The sequence below is a fragment of the Serratia marcescens genome (assembly GCF_001902635.1).
Classification (GTDB): Bacteria; Pseudomonadota; Gammaproteobacteria; order Enterobacterales; family Enterobacteriaceae; genus Serratia; species Serratia marcescens_F.
The window spans coordinates 59,899-75,919 of the sequence record NZ_MJAO01000003.1 but is presented as its reverse complement, the minus strand read 5'-3'; the positions used below and the strand labels follow the sequence as shown (position 1 = coordinate 75,919).

The window sequence follows — 16,021 nt, the reverse complement described above, 5'->3', positions numbered from 1 at the left end:
AAATGTACATAAACAAACAAAAACGTACAATCCACGACGAAAGAAAAATTACCGTGCAGGATTTTCGCCTGCGGGATGTTGGCTATACTGAGGCAAGCGAAGTTACCGCAGACGTAACGGCTTGGACGCTAAGGGAAAACGATGTTATTGACGATCGCAAGGTGGCTGTTTCAACTACCCGGGAAGCTGTTCGGGCTGATTTTTAAAAATCGCCTGAGGATATTTCTGTTCTTCATGCTGGTCGCCGTCGGGGTGCTCGGTGCCAAGCGCTACCTACGCGCTCACCAATATGACGACGAGTTCAGCCTCGCCGCCCCTACCGATTACAACCGAGCAATAAAGCGCGAAATGCCGCTGCGCGAAGCGCGTGAACAGTGCGGTGGGCCGCTGCATGACAATGCCGGGCAACCGTGGCCCGCTTCAGCCGGCTATCTGCATCAGCCCATCAGCCTGCCCGTGACCGGCCTGCATCGGCTGACGCTGGATAATCGGAGCAACGATTTCGCGGTGCTGGTCAAGCTGGAGACGCCGGCAGCGGCGCAGCAGTTGGCGGAAGTCTTTATTCCGGCCACCGGCAGTTTCGAGGTGAAAATCAATGCGGATGCGGAACACGTGATGAAAATCAAGAACATCAAGACCGGCTGCATGTTCCGCTCCAGGCCGTTCAACCTGGATAAACAGAGCGATTGGCGCATGCCGCTGACGTTACAGAAGGACGGCAGCCTGCAACTGCAGCCGATAGGGGATCGCCAATTCTGATCGGGCGCCGGGCGGAGGAACCGGCGCCGCAAAGGGTTACTTTTTCACCGGGTGATCGCGGCGGAACAGTTCCCAGCTTTCAATTTCCTGCCCACTTGGCAAGGTACAGGTGGAATACTGACCCGCTGCGTTTTCTTTGGCATTTAGTTTGCCGCCGATTTGGGTGCAGTACACGTCGGCCGGGTTGGCCATGCCGATCGGTTTAACCTGCGGTGGTGGCGGCGCATCGTTGGATTTCACGGAACACCCCTGCAACATCGTCATCCCTGCCAGCAGGGAAAGCATCAACGCTTTTTTCATTTTTCCAGCTTATGCAAAAGAACGAACGGCGGAGCGCTCCGCCGTCCCGTCATCATGAAATAAAGGATTTACCCTGTTTCAGCACCAGATCGCAGGCTTTTTGCTTCACCTTCTCGGTGATCTGCGAGGCGCCCAGGCTGTTCAGATCCAGGCTCTTGCCTTCACCGGTCTGCAGCAAGCCGCCCAGGCCCTGCTGATAATCCTGGCTCTTGGCGTTTTCGGTGCTGGTGATGCCCAGCTTACTGAGCAGCTGATCTTTCACCCCTTCGGCGCCGTTAGCCGACAGCACGTTGTTTTTCACGCAGTACTGCAGGATACCGGCGGCGTTGGTCATGCTGCTGGAGCTCAACGCCTTGTCGCCACCGTTCAACAGGCCGGTCAGCGAGGAGAGCGACATGCCGCCGCTGCTGTCGCCGCCCGACTTGCTCAGTTCGCCCGCCGCGCTGCTGAGGGAATCCATCAGCCCGGCAGCCTGAGAGGCGCCGCTGGCCAAAGTAGCGGACAACGCCAAAGCCAGCAGTAAACGATGTTTGGTGATCATAGTGGTAAAACTCCTGTAATAACGGCATGCAATCGGCGCAGCGCGCCGGGATACCCTTCCGACGCCGGCGGCGGCGACAAGTTCCTTTTATCTTGGCACCGCGCCGTTTTTCAGAATTCAGGAAGTTTAGAACTGCCAGCGCAGCCAGGCGAAAAACACGTTGCCGTTGTTATAAGTGCCGGGAATGTAGGTCGCCTGGAACGTCAGACGCTGATAACCGATAGAAGCCAACGGCAGCGGCGCCGGAATAGGAATGTAATTCCAGTTGTCGCGCGCGGTGATGCTGGCGGTGAAGCCCAACCCCAGGCGAAAATCCTTGTCATCCAGCGGGCGCCAGATCTTTTCATAGGCGTAGCCGCCGATCGGCTCCCACTTGTTGAAGGAGTCCTTGAACGCCATGATATAGAGGCCGTGCCAGTCGCCGTCGCTGTCGTAGCGGGAAATACCGTAACCGGCGCCCCACGGGCGCTCGTTGTACTTATCGATCTTCTCGTCGTCGTAAGTCCAGCGGTTGTGCCAGGTGATGGCCGGGATATAGAGATCGTGGTTAGGCGAGTTGTTCCAGGTCTCCTTCACGTTATCGGTAAAACGCTGCCATAGACCCGGTTTTTCAGCCTGCGCGGTATTGCCACTTTCTGTACCAACCTCAGCATAAGAAGGTAGTGCAGGAAATATCAACGCCAGAGAACATGCCAAAAGAGTCCGTTTGAGAAACATCGTAAAGCTCCTGTAAAAATACGGCCGAAGATTCTTACCGATAGCCCCGGCAAGATCAAGCCGTATCTAATTTATCCAACGCTCGTTGCTACTTGGTTAAGTTTAGCGCCGGAAAATTCCCAATAACTAATAACGGGTTGCGCCGGCCTTTGTATGTTAACGCCTTTCTTGCGGCAAAACCGTGGGAAAAATCCGCTTTGTCACGCTCTACTTGCGGGCAAGGTGCTTGACCAACACATCGACATCGAGACGGTTCACAAACTCCAGGGAATAAGAGGAATAAAGACCGAACAGACGGTTTTGGTGCCCGACCACCACCAGATCGATGCCGGCCTGACGGATAAAATCGCTCACGTCCTTAAAGCGCCGAATGGTGACGATCTCCTTCACCGCAACCGGCGCATCGACGGCGCACACCAGCCGGCTCAGCATCGCCTTGGCGGCGATCACCTCCTGCGCCTGGCGATCTTTGACCAGCGCGTCGCTGCCGTACTCCAGCTCCGCATAATCGGCATCAAGGTGGCCGACGGTGATGGCGATCGGCAGCCCCCGCGCCATCGCCACCGTTTGACGCAGCAACGGCAGGCCATCACGCTCGTCATGAATCAGCACCAGAATATGTCGATAGCTTTTCATCGGTATCCCCCCGCCGGTCGGCGCCGCCAGGGCGTCGGCCTCTCTGCTAGGTATACGCCATCTGCATGCACGTAGAGAAAAGTTTACGTATCCGTTCGCACGGAATGTGATGGCTGCCACGTTATATTAACGCCCGCGACGGCACATTTTAACGCCGACCCGACGTGGCGCGCACTGCGGCATCCGTAAAGTAAGGCTGACAAAATAGCGCGAATAAAAAACGATCATTGTTAATTTTTTGTTTTTAGTTGGTTACAGGATGGTTTCTTGAAATAAGCGTGCGGCGGATCACCAAAATGCGTCTTTGCGCCAGGGCCTGCTTTTCTTCGGCGGGAAAAAACGTTGTACGGCCCAATGGGATTTAACGCGCCGTCAAAAGTACCGGTTAATCCGCAGTACATCATGATAAATGCCAATGCGCCGCCGCTTTTCTGCCGAAATGGCGTCAATGAAAAATACCGCCTTCCCCTGACATTTAATATCCATACTATTTATACAGTGATTAATTGCGTAAAGCACCGAATACAAACTGCGCATTCACCGCCTGCCGACCGTCTCTTGAACAAGCCGACACTTTAAATAACTGTTAAAGCTAACGACACAACATCGCCAGCAATTTATTTTTGCTGATTTTCGCCTGACAAAATAAAGATAAATAATCCGGAGCAATCAATGAAAATAACTATCGGGTCATTCATTCTGCAACAGCTTCACGCCCTGAACGTCGATCGCATTTACGGCGTGCCCGGCGACTATAACCTGAGCCTGCTGGAGCTGCTGGAAAGCGACGCGCGGCTGACGTTTGTCGGCAACTGCAATGAATTGAATGCCTCCTACGCCGCCGACGGTTACGCCCGGATAAAAGGCGCCGGCGCGCTGATCGTCACCTACGGCGTAGGCGACCTGGCCGCGTTGTCCGGCATCGCCGGGGCCTATGCCGAATCTTCGCCGGTTGTCTGTATCGCCGGCACGCCGCCGCTGCACGCGATGAAAAATCATCAGTTGTTGCACCACACCCTGGCCGACGGCAATTTCGACAACGTGATGAACTGCTTTAAACAATTCACCGTCGCTCAGGCCTTGATTACGCCGGAAAATGCTGCACAAGAAATCCCGCGCGTTATTTCCCGTGCCTGGATAGAAAAGAAACCGGTGTATTTACAGCTGCCTTCCGATATCTGCGATGTCGAAATTGAAGTCGCCGAGGCGACGCCACCGCAATTGCCGGCCAGCGATAAATACAATGTGCAATTAGCGGCGATGGCGCTGTTGACCAAAATTAAACGCGCGCAGCGCCCGATCATTTTGGTCGACCAAATGGTGGATCGCTATCAGCTGCAGAAGTTGGTTATCGATGTCGCTCACCGCTTTGCCATTCCGCTGACCAACATGCCGACCGCCAAATGCATTATCCCTGAGAACACCGCCGGTTGGATGGGCGGCTACAGCGGCAACCTGTCGCGCCCCGAACTGTATGAGCGCATGGCCCATTCGGACTGCGTGCTGAGCTTCGGCGTGCGCCTGGTGGACTCCACCACCGGCTATTTCACGCAGCAAATTCCGGCCGCCGCTCAGGTGGACATCCAGCCGTTCTCGATGAAGCTGGACAACACCTCTTACCCGGCGGTAGTGACAGCGGATCTGCTGCAGGCGCTGCTGGATCTGAGCGAGGACGCGCCGGCGCAATCCCTGTCGCCGCTGCCCGATCCGCGCGAAAAGCTGGCGACGCCAAGCGACGCCCCCATCGACCAGGCTTATCTGTGGCGGCGGATCCAGCGATTCATCCAGGCGGATGACGTGGTGGTGGTGGAAAACGGCACCTCTGGCGCCGCCATCGGCGGCATGCGCATGCCCGACGGCGTCAAGGTGGTCAACCAACCGATTTGGGGCTCAATCGGCTATACCCTGCCGGCGCTGCTCGGCACCCTGATGGCGGCGCCGGAACGCCGACACCTGCTGTTCATCGGCGACGGCTCCTTCCAGCTCACCGCACAGGAAGTCTCCACCCTGCTGCGCTGCGAACAAAAGCCGATCATCTTCCTGATCAACAACGATGGCTACACCATCGAGCGCTATATTCTCGGCGAAAACTCGTCCTACAACGACATCGGCCCGTGGGACTACGCCAAACTGCCGGCAGTGCTGAATACGCAGGCGCAGCCGTTCAGCGTGGCGGTGGAAACCACGCAACAGCTGGAAATGGCCCTGGAACACGCCTCGCGGCAGGATCGGCTGGCGTTTATCGAGGTAAAAGTGCCGATGATGGATACGCCGCCGGTGATGAAAGAGTTCTGCAACCGCTGCAACAGCTTTAACTTCGGCCTGACCAACCCGCGCCGCAGCGCCTGAGGCGGCCTCGCCGCCGGTGGCTCATCGAAGTCACCGGCGGCGTTTTGGCCCTTGAGTTATCCGCCGGCGCGCGCCATGCAGCGCTGGCGGCGTTCGTCCACCCGCTTGGCGAACCAGGCGGTGGTCAGTTTGCGGGTGATTTTCGGGCTTTCCAGCTGGATGCCCGGCAGCATCTCGCGCGGCAGCTTGCCGCCCGCCAGCGCATAAACCTTCTTATACAGATCGGTGTCGGCAAAGTCGGCCGTGTCGCCCTTCTCCAGCGCCCGGCGAATCGCGCTGTCGCTCATGTTCAGGCGCTTGCCGAGCGTGCGCACCGCCAACTCGGTCGAGCCGGGCTTGTCGCTGCCGAAGTCGATCAGATCGCCGTCCAACGCCAGCGGAATGGCGCTCGCCCGGCTGACCGCATTTTGGAACGCTGCGTTGCGGCTGGCGTACCAGCCGGCGTTGAAGTCAGCAAAGCGATAAATCGGCCGACTGTAATCAGCCGGATACCCCAGCAAATGCAGGATGCCGAAGTACATACCGCCGCGCCGGCTGAAGACTTCGCGGCGAATCGAGCCGTCGATCGAATAAGGGTAGCCTTTGGCGTGCGCTTCGGCAAAGGTGACGCTCACCTGCATCGGGCCGCCGGTATGCACCGGGTTCAAATGGCCGAACAGCTTCTGCCCCATCGGCACGCGATCGATCATGTCATCGAAAATATCGCTCAGATCCTTCTCGGTGCGCACCTTATCCAGCCGCTCGCTGTAGCTCTGCCCGTTCGACGACGAAATCTTCAACGCGGTGTGCACCAAAAAGTTCGGGATGTGCATCTGATCGGCACGGCGATCGATCTCCTTCCAGGCGATCTTCGGCAGCCCCGGCACCTGTGGGTTAGCCTGGAACGTCGACTCCTGCTCGGTCACCGCCAACACCGAACACAGGTTCTCATCGCTCGCTTCGATGCCCTGCGCGGCAAAGGCGGCGGTGATATCGGTGGCCCAGCCCTGACGATCGCCGGCGTTGGCCGGGATCAGCGTCATCAGACGGGCTTTGACGTCGGCGGGGCGCGCCGCCGGTGCCGTGGTGGTGGTTTTACTGGTACAGCCCGCCAGCGCCAACAGCGCGGCCAGGCTCAGCAAACGGAAGTGCATCGGGTGAAATAAACGGCGTATCGGCATCTTTTCCCTGAATGTGATGACATGAACAGCACTGAAATTAGCCCAGCCGCCGCGCACAATCCAGTATAAAGATGCCGCCGCGCCTTTCCGTCAGGCCGCTATGTTCAAACGATCTATAAAGATGTATTTTATATGCATTATATAAATCACTTTGCTTGCCCAGCCAGAGGAGCCCCCTATGGAGCAGCAGTTGCTTTGTTATAAAACCCTGCCGGAATGGAACAGCGAGACGCTGCCGGAGGCCTTTCGTCAGCGCCACAACACCCAGAGCGGCACCTGGGCGAAGCTCACCGTACTGAGCGGCAGCCTGACCTTCGCCATGATGACCGAAGACGGCGCCACCACCGAGACCTGGCAATTCAGCCCCGAAAGCCAGCCGCCGTTTATCGCACCGCAGCAGTGGCACCGCATCGTTTCCTTCTCGGACGACATGACCTGCCGGTTGGCGTTTTACTGCACGCCGGAAGATTACTACCACAAGAAATACGAACTGACGCGCACCCACTCTGAAGTGATCGAGGCGGCAGCGCGCATCGCGCCGGGCAAGGCGCTGGATCTGGGCTGCGGCGGCGGGCGCAACTCGCTGTATCTCAATCTGAAAGGTTTCGACGTCACCGCCTGGGACAAGCACGCGCCGTCGATAGCCCGCCTCAATCAGATCATCGATGCCGAGCAGCTGACCCGCCTGAGCGCCGGGGTGCAGGATCTCAATAGCCACCGCTTCAGCGGCGAGTACGACTTTATCCTGTCCACCGTGGTGATGATGTTCCTCGAGCGGCAGCAAATTCCGCATATCGTGCAAAACATGCAGGACAGCACCGTGCGCGGCGGCCATAACCTGATCGTAGCGGCAATGGATACCGAGGATTATCCCTGCCCGCTGCCGTTCCCGTTCACCTTCAGCCCAGGTGAGCTGAAGCATTATTATCGCGACTGGGAGATCCTCAAATACAACGAGGACGTCGGCCAGCTGCACAAGACCGACGCCGCCGGCAACCGCATCTCGCTGCGCTTCGCCACCCTGCTGGCGCGCAAACTCTAGCGCGCCGCGAAAGATTCCCCCTAGCGTGTGGCGTTGGCCAGAGCGTATCCGGCTAACGCCAGGTGTCGCTGCTGAGCACGCCCGGCAGGCGCGCACAGCCTTGCACATCGCGTTCGATCGCCGCCCAGTCCAATTCGGCCAGCCGGGCCGCCAGCGGGAAGTTCATCGCTGCGCCTCTTTTTCCAGCAAGGCTTTCTTGCGCTCGACGCCCCAGCGATAGCCGGACAAGGCGCCGTCGTTGCGCACCACCCGATGACAAGGGATCGCCACCGCCAGCATGTTGGCGGCGCAGGCGCCGGCCACCGCGCGCACCGCTTTGGGCGCGCCGATACGCCGGGCGATATCGGCATAGCTGACGGTTTCGCCGACGGGTATCGCCTGCAGCGCCCGCCAGACCCGCTGTTGAAACGCGGTGCCGCGAATATCCAGCGGCAGCGCCAGCCCGCTCTCCGGCGCTTCGATCAGGCCCACCACCTGCGCCATCAGCGCTTCATATTGCGCATCGCCGCCGATCAGTTCGGCGTTGGGGAATTTGTCCTGCAGATCCTGCACCAGCTGCTGCGCATCGTCCCCCAGCAGAATGGCGCAGATGCCCACCTCGCTCTGCGCCGCCAGGATCTCACCCAGCGAACAGCGCCCGACGGCGAAATGGATGCGCATGCCTTTGCCGCCCGCCCGGTAGGCCTTCGGCGTCATGCCCAGCGCGGCGTTAGCTTGCCGGTAGAAACCGCCGTTGGCGCCATCATAGCCGGCGTCGAAAATCGCCTCGGTCACCGTCTCCTGCTGCGCCAGACCGGCGCGCAACCGCTGGCTACGCTGCGCGTCGGCATAGCCTTTCGGCGTCAGGCCGGTGATCGCTTTGAACAGCCGGTGGAAATGGTACTGGCTCAACCCGACATGGCGCGCCAGCGTCTGCAGCGACGGCGCTTTCTCCGCCCGCTCGATATAGCGGCAGGCTTCGGCGATCTGCCGCGCATGCTGTTCCGTCAGCGGCGTCAGCCCCTGGCGGCAGCGCTTGCAGGGCCGATAGCCCGCCGCCTCCGCCTGCTCGGCATCGTCGAACAACGCCACGTTTTGCCGATTCGGCTGGCGTGACGGACAAGAAGGCGAGCAATACACGCCGGTGGTTTTCACCGCGTAGACAAAGCGGCCGTCGGCGTGTTTGTCGCGGCTGACGATCGCCAGCCAGCGCGGATCGGCGCTGTCGATTACGTTTTTCATCATCCGTTCCTCACTGCGGTTTCGATGTTAACCAGCATAGTGACGGGCCATTGGCGAAACACGCCGACTCTTGCTTTTTAATTCGGCGCCGACGTTTTCAACAATGTTTCGATAATTTTTAACCAACAACATGAAGTTTATTACGTTGCCAACCCGGTTGCACAGCGTTAGGATCGCGGCCGGCCACGGGCGTGGCCAGTGTTTTTGCCTGTTAGTTGCGCGCATGGAGAGGTTATTGTGTTAGAGAGTTTTGGCGTCCTGAATTTATGGACCTATTTGGCCGGGGTGGTCTTCATTATCATTCTGCCGGGGCCGAATACGCTGTACGTGCTGAAAACCGGCGTATCGCGCGGCGTGCGCGCCGGCTACACCGCGGCGCTGGGCGTGTTTATCGGCGATGCGATCCTGATCTTCTGCGCCTATATTGGCGTGGCTTCGCTGATCCGCACCACGCCGTTCCTGTTTACCCTGGTGCGTTTTCTCGGCGCGATTTACCTGCTGTTCCTCGGCGCAAAAATTCTCTACGCCACCTTCGTGCAGAAGGCGCAGGCGCAACAACAGCAGATTGAAGGCGGCCATAGCATTCTGCGCAAGTCGCTAACGCTGAGCCTGACCAACCCGAAAGCGATCCTGTTTTACGTGTCGTTCTTCGTGCAGTTTATCGACTTCAACTATGCGCACACCGGGCTGTCGTTCACCATTCTGGCGCTGATCCTCGAAGCCGTCAGCTTTATCTACATGAGCACGCTGATCTTCTCCGGCGCGATGCTGGCGCATTTCTTCAATCACAAGAAAGGCCTGGCGAAGCTTGGCAACGGCCTGATCGGCCTGTTGTTCCTCGGTTTCGCCACCCGTCTGGCGACCCTGAGCTCGTGATCCTCCCCGGCCGGCGCTCGCCGGCCGCTGTTGACGCTTCCGTCACGGCAAAATGACACGCAGGGCAAACCGAATGTCAGGCAGACCAAAGCCGCCGCTTTCCCGCTGATCTAGACTTGCAGGGTTAACGATAACCTGATGAGCCTGATCGGAGGATGTATGTCTGACAATACCGTAGCCGTGCTGGATAGCGTGTCGCGTTTTCTCGATCGTCAGCATGGGCTGTATATCGACGGCCAGTGGCGCGCGTCCGCCGCGGAAGGCCGCCTGGCGGTGTATAACCCCGCCAATGGGCAGCAGATCGCCACCACCGCCGACGCCAACGAGCAAGACGTCGCGCTGGCGGTGCAGTCCGCCCACAAGGCCTTCAGCGAAGGCGTCTGGGCGCAGCGCCTGCCGGTAGAGCGCGAACGCATCCTGCTGCGCTATGCCGATTTGGTGGAGCAACACGCCGAGGAGCTGGCGCAGCTGGAAACCCTGGAACAGGGCAAGTCCATCAACATCGCCCGCGCCTTCGAAGTCGGCAGCACCCTGAACTGGATGCGCTACACCGCCGGTCTGGCGACCAAAATCACCGGCCAGACGCTGGACGTCTCCATTCCGATGCCGCCGGGCGCCAAATATCAGGTTTATACCCGCAAAGAGCCGATCGGCGTGGTCGCCGGCATTGTGCCCTGGAACTTCCCGCTGATGATCGGCATGTGGAAAGTGATGCCGGCGCTGGCGGCGGGCTGTTCCATCGTCATCAAACCATCGGAAACCACCCCGCTCACCCTGCTGCGCATGGCCGAACTGGCGAGCGAAGCCGGCGTGCCGCCGGGCGTGTTCAACGTAGTGACCGGCCGCGGTACCGTGTGTGGCAAGGCACTGACCGAACATCCGCTGATCGCCAAAATCAGCTTTACCGGCTCCACGCCGGTGGGCAAAAGCATCGCGCGCGCCGCGGCGGATCGCCTGACCCGCGTGACTCTGGAGCTGGGCGGTAAAAACCCGGCCATCGTGCTGAAAGACGCCGATCCGCAGCAGGTGGTCGAAGGCCTGATGCTCGGCAGCTTCCTCAACCAGGGGCAGGTGTGCGCCGCCAGCTCGCGGATTTACATCGAAGCACCGATCTATGACCAGCTGGTAGCCGGCTTCGAACAGGCGGTGAAATCGCTGTCGGTCGGGCCGGGGATGGATGCCGGCGCGCAAATTAACCCGCTGGTATCGCTCGCGCACCGCAACAAGGTGGCGGCCTATCTGGACGACGCCCGGGCGAAAAACGCCGAGCTGATCGGCGGCGCGGCCGGGCCGGACGCCAACGGCTTCTACATCCCGCCGACGCTGGTGATCAACCCGGACGCTCGGCTGAACCTGACGCGCGAGGAAGTGTTCGGCCCGGTGGTCAACCTGATCCGGGTGGCGAGCGCCGAAGAAGCGCTGAACCAGGCCAACGACACCGACTACGGGCTGGCCGCCAGCCTGTGGACCACCAGCCTGCAGAAGGCGATGACGCTGACGCCGCGCATTCAGGCCGGCACCGTGTGGGTCAACACCCATACGCTGATCGACCCGAATATGCCGTTCGGCGGGTTCAAACAGTCGGGCAGCGGCCGTGATTTCGGCCCGGATTGGCTGGACGCCTACACCGAATCCAAATCGGTCTGCATCCGCTATTGAGTGAAGCGGCGCGGGCCCGGCCCGCGCCCTGACTTATTGATACTGCCGACGGTACTCGCTCGGCGACATACCGAAACGCTGTTTGAAAGCGGTCGAGAAATGGCTGTGATCGGCAAACCCCCAGTCGTGGCCGATACCGGCCAGCTTTTCCTGCCCGGCGGCGCTGCGCAGCGCCTGTGCGCACAGATCCAGCCGACGGTTCCTGATGTATTGCGCCACCACCAGTCCCTGACGGGCGAACATCCGATACAGGCTACGCAGCGACACCCCCAGTTCTGCCGCCACCCATTCCGGGCGCAGCTGCGCCGACTGAATATGCCTGTCGATCAACGCCAGCGCCTTGTCGAAAACCGGCAGTTGCCCTTCCGGCCGCGCCTGTTCGATCGCCAACGCCGGGCGCAGCAGCGCCGCCAGCGCATTCAGCACCGCCTCGCTTTCCGCCGCGGTGAGCTGAGGATCCTGCATGCTGCTCAGCACCAGTTGGCGGCTGAGGCGCACCGCGCTGAGCTCCGCGCCCAAACGCCGCGCGCAAGGCGGCGGCAGCGGCAGGCAGCCGCGCGGCAACAGCAGGGAAATTTGGCGCGAATCGCGCTGGAAGGTGAAGCTGCTGGGTTGTGAGGCGTCGATTAACGTGATGTCGCCAGGAGAGAGCACCGTCTGGCGGTCGCCCTGCTCCATCAGCGCGCTGCCGCGCAGCTGGAAGACGGTGAAAAAATGCGCGCCGTCGCTGCGTGCAATCTCGCGCGGCGTGCGGTACAACCGGGCCTGAGACACGTCGACTACGCTCAGGCGCAGCGCGTGGGCGCGGAATTCCTGCATCGCCCCGCTGAAACCCGGCCCCAGCGTTTTCGCGCAGAATCTGCCGCAGGCGGTGTTGATTTTCCCCAGCCACTCTTCGAAGCCGGCGTCCCGGAGCGTTGCCGATGCCGTCATGATCTCTCCCTTCAAACAGCAGCGGAGCTGCACCGTTGAACAGAAAAACACCATAACAATCCGTTAACACACAATCAATGGCGAGCGGGGGATTTGGCGCCGCGATCACAGTTCGCCCGGCGCGCCGTCATCAATCCGCCACGAAACCGTCATGTCATCATCACAGGCCTCGCCAAATATAGAGAGCTGCTCCCACTTCACGTTGACACCCTGGACATGACCCGATGAAATCATTGCAGAAATCCGTTTTAGCGCTGTGTTTGTTTACCGCCAGCGCCTTGCCCGCGCTCCACGCGCAGGCGGCAGAGGAAGCCCAACCGTTCACCACCGCGCAGCAGGTGGACCTGACCCACATCCTGCCACCGCCGCCGGCCAACGACTCGGCGCAAACCCAGCGCGAACTGCGGGAAGTGCTCGACATGCAGCAGAAACGCACGCCGGAAATGGCCAGCCAGGCCAAGGCGGATGCGGAAGAGAACGTCTGGGTGTACAGCAACGTGATGGGGCCGAAGTTCAACGCCAACGCGTTGCCGGCCGTGAGCGCCTTCTTCGATCGCATCGTCGCCACCGAAGCGGCGGTGGTCGATCCGGCGAAAGATTTCTGGAAGCGCCCGCGCCCGCATATGCTGGACAGCCGCATCGAACCGATCGTCAAACGCTCCAGCTCCGGCTCCTGGCCTTCCGGCCACACCACGCTGGGCACGCTGATGGGCATCACCCTGGCCAATATGGTGCCGGAAAAGCGCGCCGCCATCATGACGCGCGCCTGGCAATACGGCAACAACCGGGTAGTGGCGGGGATCCACTACCCCTCTGATATCGAGATGGGCCGCATTGCAGGCAGCGTGATCAGCCAGCAGCTTTCACAGCAGCAGGATTTCCAGCAGCAGTATCGGCAAGCGCGCGACGAACTGCGCCAGGCGCTGGATCTGCCCGCAGAGAAATAGACCCGGCGGCTAACACCGGGCCCGCGCGGCCCGGTTTACGGCTGTTTGTCCAGCAGGTAGCGCACTACCGCCGCATACTCTTTGGCGTAGCCTTCGACGCTGGTGCTGGCCATCCCGGCATTGTCTATCTTGTATTTACCGGCCACATAGAACGACGGCGTACCGCGCACTTCAAACGCCTTTACCGCCTCGTTCTGCTTGGCGATCAATCCCTTGACCAGCAGGCTGTGCCGCGCGTTTTCATAGGTAGCAGCGTCGACGCCGGCCGCCGCGAACACCCGTGGGATATCGTCGGCACTGTTGACGGCGCGCTGTTTCTGCACCGCGTCGAACATCGCCCCTTCAATTTTGTCTTCCACACCCAGCACCGTCGCCACCGCCCAGGCCTCGGTCAGCTCATTGCCCAGTTTGCCCATCAGGCTGACGTGATACTTGGTCAGCTTTTCGCCGGCGGGCAACGCCTGCGCCACGGTGCTGCCCACGCGATAGGTGTCGGCGAACTGATAACAAGGGCCGCAGTAGAAGGAGAAAAACTCCACCACCGCCGGTGCGGCGGCCACCGGCTTATCCAGCCGGGTGTATTGCTCGCCCGCGCGATAATCCGCCGCCTGAACAGCAGGTAGCGCCAACATCAATACGACGGCGGCGGCGAATGAACGCTTAACTTTTGCCAACATAAACTCTCCTGATTTTGATTTTGAACATCGTCCTTAGCGGCGGTTTTTATAATCAAATACCCGGCAGAAGGCCAGCCTTATTACCTTCTATATTGTAAGGAATTAAGGTCAGCGCCCTTCGTAGCCGTCCCAATAGGCGCCCACCGCTTCCTGTGAAAGCACCTGCCGGCGTTTAGGATTGTCGGAGCCGCTGTAAGTACGGTTGATGAAAATGGTTTTGTGTTCCATGTTCTGCTGGAATTCCGGGCTGGCCAGGTAGTCGGCCTTTTTCTGCGCTTCGCTGCGCACCACGCCCGCCTCGCGATCCTTTTTCCCCAACTGGTAAAACTGTTCGAACATCGGCACGGCGTTTTTAATGCTGCCGTTAACATCGGTGCGAAAACCCGGTTCGAAGTCGTCACGGGTTTGATAAATGTAGCGCTTGGCATGCTGCTCTGCGCTGCTGAGGTGATGAGTGCAGGCGCTGAGCGCCAACAGCGGCAGCAACAGCGCCGCGCTTTTCAGTTTTTTCATGTCGTCTGTCCCTGTCTGTGAGGAAGGTCCCTTTAGCGCCACGAGCATAACGCCGAGCCCCGACGTTCGTCAAACGGCAGAAAAATCCTATCTGATTGTTTTAAATTAATATTATATACACCGACTGGTATTCATCGCCTGAAACACTATGCTTTAACAGGACAGGGCAAAACACTCACCGACAGCGAGGCGGCCAATGAAACCGATCGACAAAAACGTGGGAGAATACGACCTCACGGCGGAAAAAAAAGCGGGCATGATCACCGGTACCATCCGCGGTGAACTGCCGGACAGCGACGCCAACCTGCCGCTGCTGCCCTTCTCCGGTACCTTCGCCGGCCCCAGCGTGGCCGAAGCCATCGCCGATATTCAGCAACAGTTCCCCGACATCGAACCGGCGATTATCGACGATCTGCGCGAGGAGCTGCTGAAGGCCGGGTTCTAAAGCGGATCGCGGTGCCGCACGAACGGGCTGTAAACCGGCGCGCCGGGTTTTAGCGCCAGATCGGCACCGAAGTCCTCATTGCGGTTGAACGGCACCGCCGGCCAGGCGGCAAGATCGCTTAGGCCATCCCGATACGCCTGCGTCACCTGTGACAACACGGCGTTCTGCGCCTGTAGCGCCTCGCCCACCAGCCCGCCGCGCACGCCATAGACCAGAAACGGCTCCAGCACGCGAAAGCCGATATAGTGCAGCGCCTGCATGATCGGCCACAGCATCAGCCGCATATCGCCGTCGCGTCCGTCCGGCGCGCAGGCCTGTGCGGAGGCGCCGGCGGTGACGGTCAGCAGCGCCCGTTTGCCGCGCATCGTGCCGTTCTCATACCGCTGGCGGCTGTCGTAGATCCCGCCGTAAACGAAGACCCGATCCATCCAGCCTTTGATGATGGCCGGTGCGCCAAACCACCAGAAAGGAAATTGCAGCACCAGCGTGTCCGCCCAGCGCAGCAGCTCGATATGCCGCCGGATCTCCGCCGGCAGCGCCTGGATCGTCCAGTGATGGCGCTGCTCCTGCATCGCATCAAACCTGTCCGCCTGTTTTCTGCTGGGGTAATGGCCGGCCCCCTCGCGCGGATCAAATGCCTCCTGATACAGATCGACCACTTTCACCTGGTGCCCCTGGGCCAGCCAGGCCTGGCGCGCCTGCTCGGCCAGATGGGCATTGAAAGAATGCGGCTCGGGGTGAGCCAGCACAATCAGCACGTTCATCCTGTTTCTCCCGCGGTAAGGTTGTGCTGCTATGCTGTGGCTTTATCGCACCCTTGGCAATTACGCACCTGAAGGTAACCCCCCATGGCCTATCCCGGCGACGTCTATTCGAGCAAGTGCTCCGCGCGCGATGCGCTGGCGCTGATTTCCGGCAAGTGGGTGATGCTGATCCTACCCGCGCTGGCGCAGCGGCCGATGCGCAACGGTGAACTGCTGCGCCGCATCGAGGGCATTTCGCAGAAGGTGCTGACGCAAACGCTGCGCCAGCTGGAACGCAACGGGCTGCTCGAGCGGCTGGATTTGAGTGAGAGAAATCAGGCGCATGTGGAGTACCGGCTCAGCGCCATCGCCTGCTCGCTGGTCGAAACGCTGACGGCACTGGATCGGTGGGCGGAATACCACTTCCCCGAGCTGGACGCCGCCCGCGAACGCTATGATGCAGACCGCAAGCGCACGGCCGATTAGAGCGCCTTGGCAGGCAA

Annotated in this window: 20 protein-coding genes; 9 read left to right on the top strand and 11 right to left on the bottom strand. The window is 60.1% G+C overall.

Going from position 1 to position 16,021, the window contains the following annotated elements; translation table 11 throughout:
* Positions 1-2 precede the first annotated feature (2 nt).
* Positions 3-206: a hypothetical protein gene (locus BHU62_RS25180; RefSeq protein WP_171971290.1), complete on the top strand. Its 204-nt coding sequence runs from the start codon at positions 3-5 to the stop codon at positions 204-206.
* Positions 142-759, top strand: coding sequence for a hypothetical protein (locus BHU62_RS03475; protein WP_073529177.1), 618 nt, complete (start codon positions 142-144; stop codon positions 757-759). Before BHU62_RS25180 ends, BHU62_RS03475 begins: the two co-directional genes overlap by 65 nt.
* A gap of 36 nt (positions 760-795) precedes the next feature.
* On the opposite strand, the gene BHU62_RS03470 is transcribed toward BHU62_RS03475, so the two are convergent.
* The 4 genes from BHU62_RS03470 to BHU62_RS03455 form a co-directional block, all read right to left on the bottom strand.
* Positions 796-1,059, bottom strand: a complete 264-nt coding sequence (locus BHU62_RS03470; RefSeq protein ID WP_073529176.1) for a DUF333 domain-containing protein — start codon at positions 1,057-1,059, stop codon at positions 796-798.
* A 52-nt stretch (positions 1,060-1,111) separates the two neighbouring features.
* Positions 1,112-1,600 (bottom strand): DUF2501 domain-containing protein, encoded by a 489-nt coding sequence (locus tag BHU62_RS03465; RefSeq protein ID WP_073529175.1) that lies wholly within the window; start codon positions 1,598-1,600, stop codon positions 1,112-1,114.
* 126 nt (positions 1,601-1,726) lie between these two features.
* Entirely contained in the window at positions 1,727-2,317 is a 591-nt protein-coding gene (gene pagP, locus BHU62_RS03460; RefSeq protein ID WP_073529174.1) for a lipid IV(A) palmitoyltransferase PagP, read from the bottom strand.
* Positions 2,318-2,524: 207 nt separating this feature from the next.
* Positions 2,525-2,953 carry a universal stress protein gene (locus tag BHU62_RS03455; protein ID WP_073529173.1) on the bottom strand — a complete coding sequence of 143 codons (429 nt, stop codon included), beginning with the start codon at positions 2,951-2,953 and terminating at the stop codon, positions 2,525-2,527.
* 672 nt (positions 2,954-3,625) lie between these two features.
* Between BHU62_RS03455 and BHU62_RS03450 the strand changes: the two genes are divergently transcribed.
* Positions 3,626-5,302, top strand: a complete 1,677-nt coding sequence (locus BHU62_RS03450; RefSeq protein WP_073529172.1) for an alpha-keto acid decarboxylase family protein — start codon at positions 3,626-3,628, stop codon at positions 5,300-5,302.
* A gap of 56 nt (positions 5,303-5,358) precedes the next feature.
* On the opposite strand, the gene BHU62_RS03445 is transcribed toward BHU62_RS03450, so the two are convergent.
* A complete protein-coding gene (locus BHU62_RS03445; protein WP_073529171.1) occupies positions 5,359-6,462 on the bottom strand; it encodes a DUF1615 domain-containing protein in 1,104 nt (367 codons plus the stop codon).
* Positions 6,463-6,640: 178 nt separating this feature from the next.
* Here BHU62_RS03445 and tehB point away from each other — a divergent pair, with 178 nt between their 5' ends.
* Complete coding sequence (tehB, locus tag BHU62_RS03440; RefSeq protein WP_073529170.1) at positions 6,641-7,504, top strand: SAM-dependent methyltransferase TehB; 864 nt, start codon at positions 6,641-6,643, stop codon at positions 7,502-7,504.
* Between the two features lie 162 nt (positions 7,505-7,666).
* On the opposite strand, the gene ada is transcribed toward tehB, so the two are convergent.
* Positions 7,667-8,725 carry a bifunctional DNA-binding transcriptional regulator/O6-methylguanine-DNA methyltransferase Ada gene (ada, locus tag BHU62_RS03435; RefSeq protein ID WP_073529169.1) on the bottom strand — a complete coding sequence of 353 codons (1,059 nt, stop codon included), beginning with the start codon at positions 8,723-8,725 and terminating at the stop codon, positions 7,667-7,669.
* A gap of 237 nt (positions 8,726-8,962) precedes the next feature.
* Between ada and leuE the strand changes: the two genes are divergently transcribed.
* Positions 8,963-9,601 (top strand): leucine efflux protein LeuE, encoded by a 639-nt coding sequence (gene leuE / locus BHU62_RS03430; RefSeq protein WP_016928933.1) that lies wholly within the window; start codon positions 8,963-8,965, stop codon positions 9,599-9,601.
* A gap of 159 nt (positions 9,602-9,760) precedes the next feature.
* On the top strand, positions 9,761-11,260 hold the full coding sequence (locus BHU62_RS03425; protein WP_073529168.1) for an aldehyde dehydrogenase family protein: 1,500 nt from the start codon (positions 9,761-9,763) through the stop codon (positions 11,258-11,260).
* A gap of 33 nt (positions 11,261-11,293) precedes the next feature.
* On the opposite strand, the gene feaR is transcribed toward BHU62_RS03425, so the two are convergent.
* Positions 11,294-12,193: a transcriptional regulator FeaR gene (gene feaR / locus BHU62_RS03420; RefSeq protein ID WP_073529167.1), complete on the bottom strand. Its 900-nt coding sequence runs from the start codon at positions 12,191-12,193 to the stop codon at positions 11,294-11,296.
* A gap of 105 nt (positions 12,194-12,298) precedes the next feature.
* On the bottom strand, positions 12,299-12,427 hold the full coding sequence (locus BHU62_RS25500; RefSeq protein WP_265341095.1) for a hypothetical protein: 129 nt from the start codon (positions 12,425-12,427) through the stop codon (positions 12,299-12,301).
* Here BHU62_RS25500 and BHU62_RS03415 point away from each other — a divergent pair.
* Positions 12,418-13,140: an acid phosphatase gene (locus BHU62_RS03415; protein WP_073529166.1), complete on the top strand. Its 723-nt coding sequence runs from the start codon at positions 12,418-12,420 to the stop codon at positions 13,138-13,140. The two genes, BHU62_RS25500 and BHU62_RS03415, sit on opposite strands and share 10 nt — an antisense overlap.
* Before the next feature lie 35 nt (positions 13,141-13,175).
* On the opposite strand, the gene BHU62_RS03410 is transcribed toward BHU62_RS03415, so the two are convergent.
* Positions 13,176-13,817, bottom strand: a complete 642-nt coding sequence (locus BHU62_RS03410; protein WP_073529165.1) for a DsbA family protein — start codon at positions 13,815-13,817, stop codon at positions 13,176-13,178.
* 108 nt (positions 13,818-13,925) lie between these two features.
* On the bottom strand, positions 13,926-14,330 hold the full coding sequence (locus BHU62_RS03405) for an Exc2 family lipoprotein (RefSeq protein ID WP_073529164.1): 405 nt from the start codon (positions 14,328-14,330) through the stop codon (positions 13,926-13,928).
* 196 nt (positions 14,331-14,526) lie between these two features.
* Between BHU62_RS03405 and BHU62_RS03400 the strand changes: the two genes are divergently transcribed.
* The gene (locus BHU62_RS03400; RefSeq protein WP_019454278.1) at positions 14,527-14,775 is read left to right on the top strand and encodes a hypothetical protein; all 249 of its coding nucleotides are present in this window, start codon (positions 14,527-14,529) and stop codon (positions 14,773-14,775) included.
* On the opposite strand, the gene BHU62_RS03395 is transcribed toward BHU62_RS03400, so the two are convergent.
* Entirely contained in the window at positions 14,772-15,539 is a 768-nt protein-coding gene (locus BHU62_RS03395; RefSeq protein WP_073529163.1) for an NAD(P)H-dependent oxidoreductase, read from the bottom strand. The genes BHU62_RS03400 and BHU62_RS03395 overlap by 4 nt on opposite strands.
* Before the next feature lie 84 nt (positions 15,540-15,623).
* On the opposite strand from BHU62_RS03395, the gene BHU62_RS03390 reads away from it, so the two are divergent.
* The gene (locus tag BHU62_RS03390; protein WP_073529162.1) at positions 15,624-16,004 is read left to right on the top strand and encodes a winged helix-turn-helix transcriptional regulator; all 381 of its coding nucleotides are present in this window, start codon (positions 15,624-15,626) and stop codon (positions 16,002-16,004) included.
* Positions 16,005-16,021 lie beyond the last annotated feature (17 nt).

Excerpts from the sequence above, each read along its gene's own strand:
- BHU62_RS25180 (WP_171971290.1), top strand. The coding sequence starts at position 3 with ATGTACATAAACAAACAAAAACGTACAATCCACGACGAAAGAAAAATT.
- BHU62_RS03475 (WP_073529177.1), top strand. The coding sequence starts at position 142 with ATGTTATTGACGATCGCAAGGTGGCTGTTTCAACTACCCGGGAAGCTG.
- BHU62_RS03470 (WP_073529176.1), bottom strand. The coding sequence starts at position 1,059 with ATGAAAAAAGCGTTGATGCTTTCCCTGCTGGCAGGGATGACGATGTTG.
- BHU62_RS03465 (WP_073529175.1), bottom strand. The coding sequence starts at position 1,600 with ATGATCACCAAACATCGTTTACTGCTGGCTTTGGCGTTGTCCGCTACT.
- pagP (WP_073529174.1), bottom strand. The coding sequence starts at position 2,317 with ATGTTTCTCAAACGGACTCTTTTGGCATGTTCTCTGGCGTTGATATTT.
- BHU62_RS03455 (WP_073529173.1), bottom strand. The coding sequence starts at position 2,953 with ATGAAAAGCTATCGACATATTCTGGTGCTGATTCATGACGAGCGTGAT.
- BHU62_RS03450 (WP_073529172.1), top strand. The coding sequence starts at position 3,626 with ATGAAAATAACTATCGGGTCATTCATTCTGCAACAGCTTCACGCCCTG.
- BHU62_RS03445 (WP_073529171.1), bottom strand. The coding sequence starts at position 6,462 with ATGCCGATACGCCGTTTATTTCACCCGATGCACTTCCGTTTGCTGAGC.
- tehB (WP_073529170.1), top strand. The coding sequence starts at position 6,641 with ATGGAGCAGCAGTTGCTTTGTTATAAAACCCTGCCGGAATGGAACAGC.
- ada (WP_073529169.1), bottom strand. The coding sequence starts at position 8,725 with ATGAAAAACGTAATCGACAGCGCCGATCCGCGCTGGCTGGCGATCGTC.
- BHU62_RS03425 (WP_073529168.1), top strand. The coding sequence starts at position 9,761 with ATGTCTGACAATACCGTAGCCGTGCTGGATAGCGTGTCGCGTTTTCTC.
- feaR (WP_073529167.1), bottom strand. The coding sequence starts at position 12,193 with ATGACGGCATCGGCAACGCTCCGGGACGCCGGCTTCGAAGAGTGGCTG.
- BHU62_RS03415 (WP_073529166.1), top strand. The coding sequence starts at position 12,418 with ATGAAATCATTGCAGAAATCCGTTTTAGCGCTGTGTTTGTTTACCGCC.
- BHU62_RS25500 (WP_265341095.1), bottom strand. The coding sequence starts at position 12,427 with ATGATTTCATCGGGTCATGTCCAGGGTGTCAACGTGAAGTGGGAGCAG.
- BHU62_RS03410 (WP_073529165.1), bottom strand. The coding sequence starts at position 13,817 with ATGTTGGCAAAAGTTAAGCGTTCATTCGCCGCCGCCGTCGTATTGATG.
- BHU62_RS03405 (WP_073529164.1), bottom strand. The coding sequence starts at position 14,330 with ATGAAAAAACTGAAAAGCGCGGCGCTGTTGCTGCCGCTGTTGGCGCTC.
- BHU62_RS03400 (WP_019454278.1), top strand. The coding sequence starts at position 14,527 with ATGAAACCGATCGACAAAAACGTGGGAGAATACGACCTCACGGCGGAA.
- BHU62_RS03395 (WP_073529163.1), bottom strand. The coding sequence starts at position 15,539 with ATGAACGTGCTGATTGTGCTGGCTCACCCCGAGCCGCATTCTTTCAAT.
- BHU62_RS03390 (WP_073529162.1), top strand. The coding sequence starts at position 15,624 with ATGGCCTATCCCGGCGACGTCTATTCGAGCAAGTGCTCCGCGCGCGAT.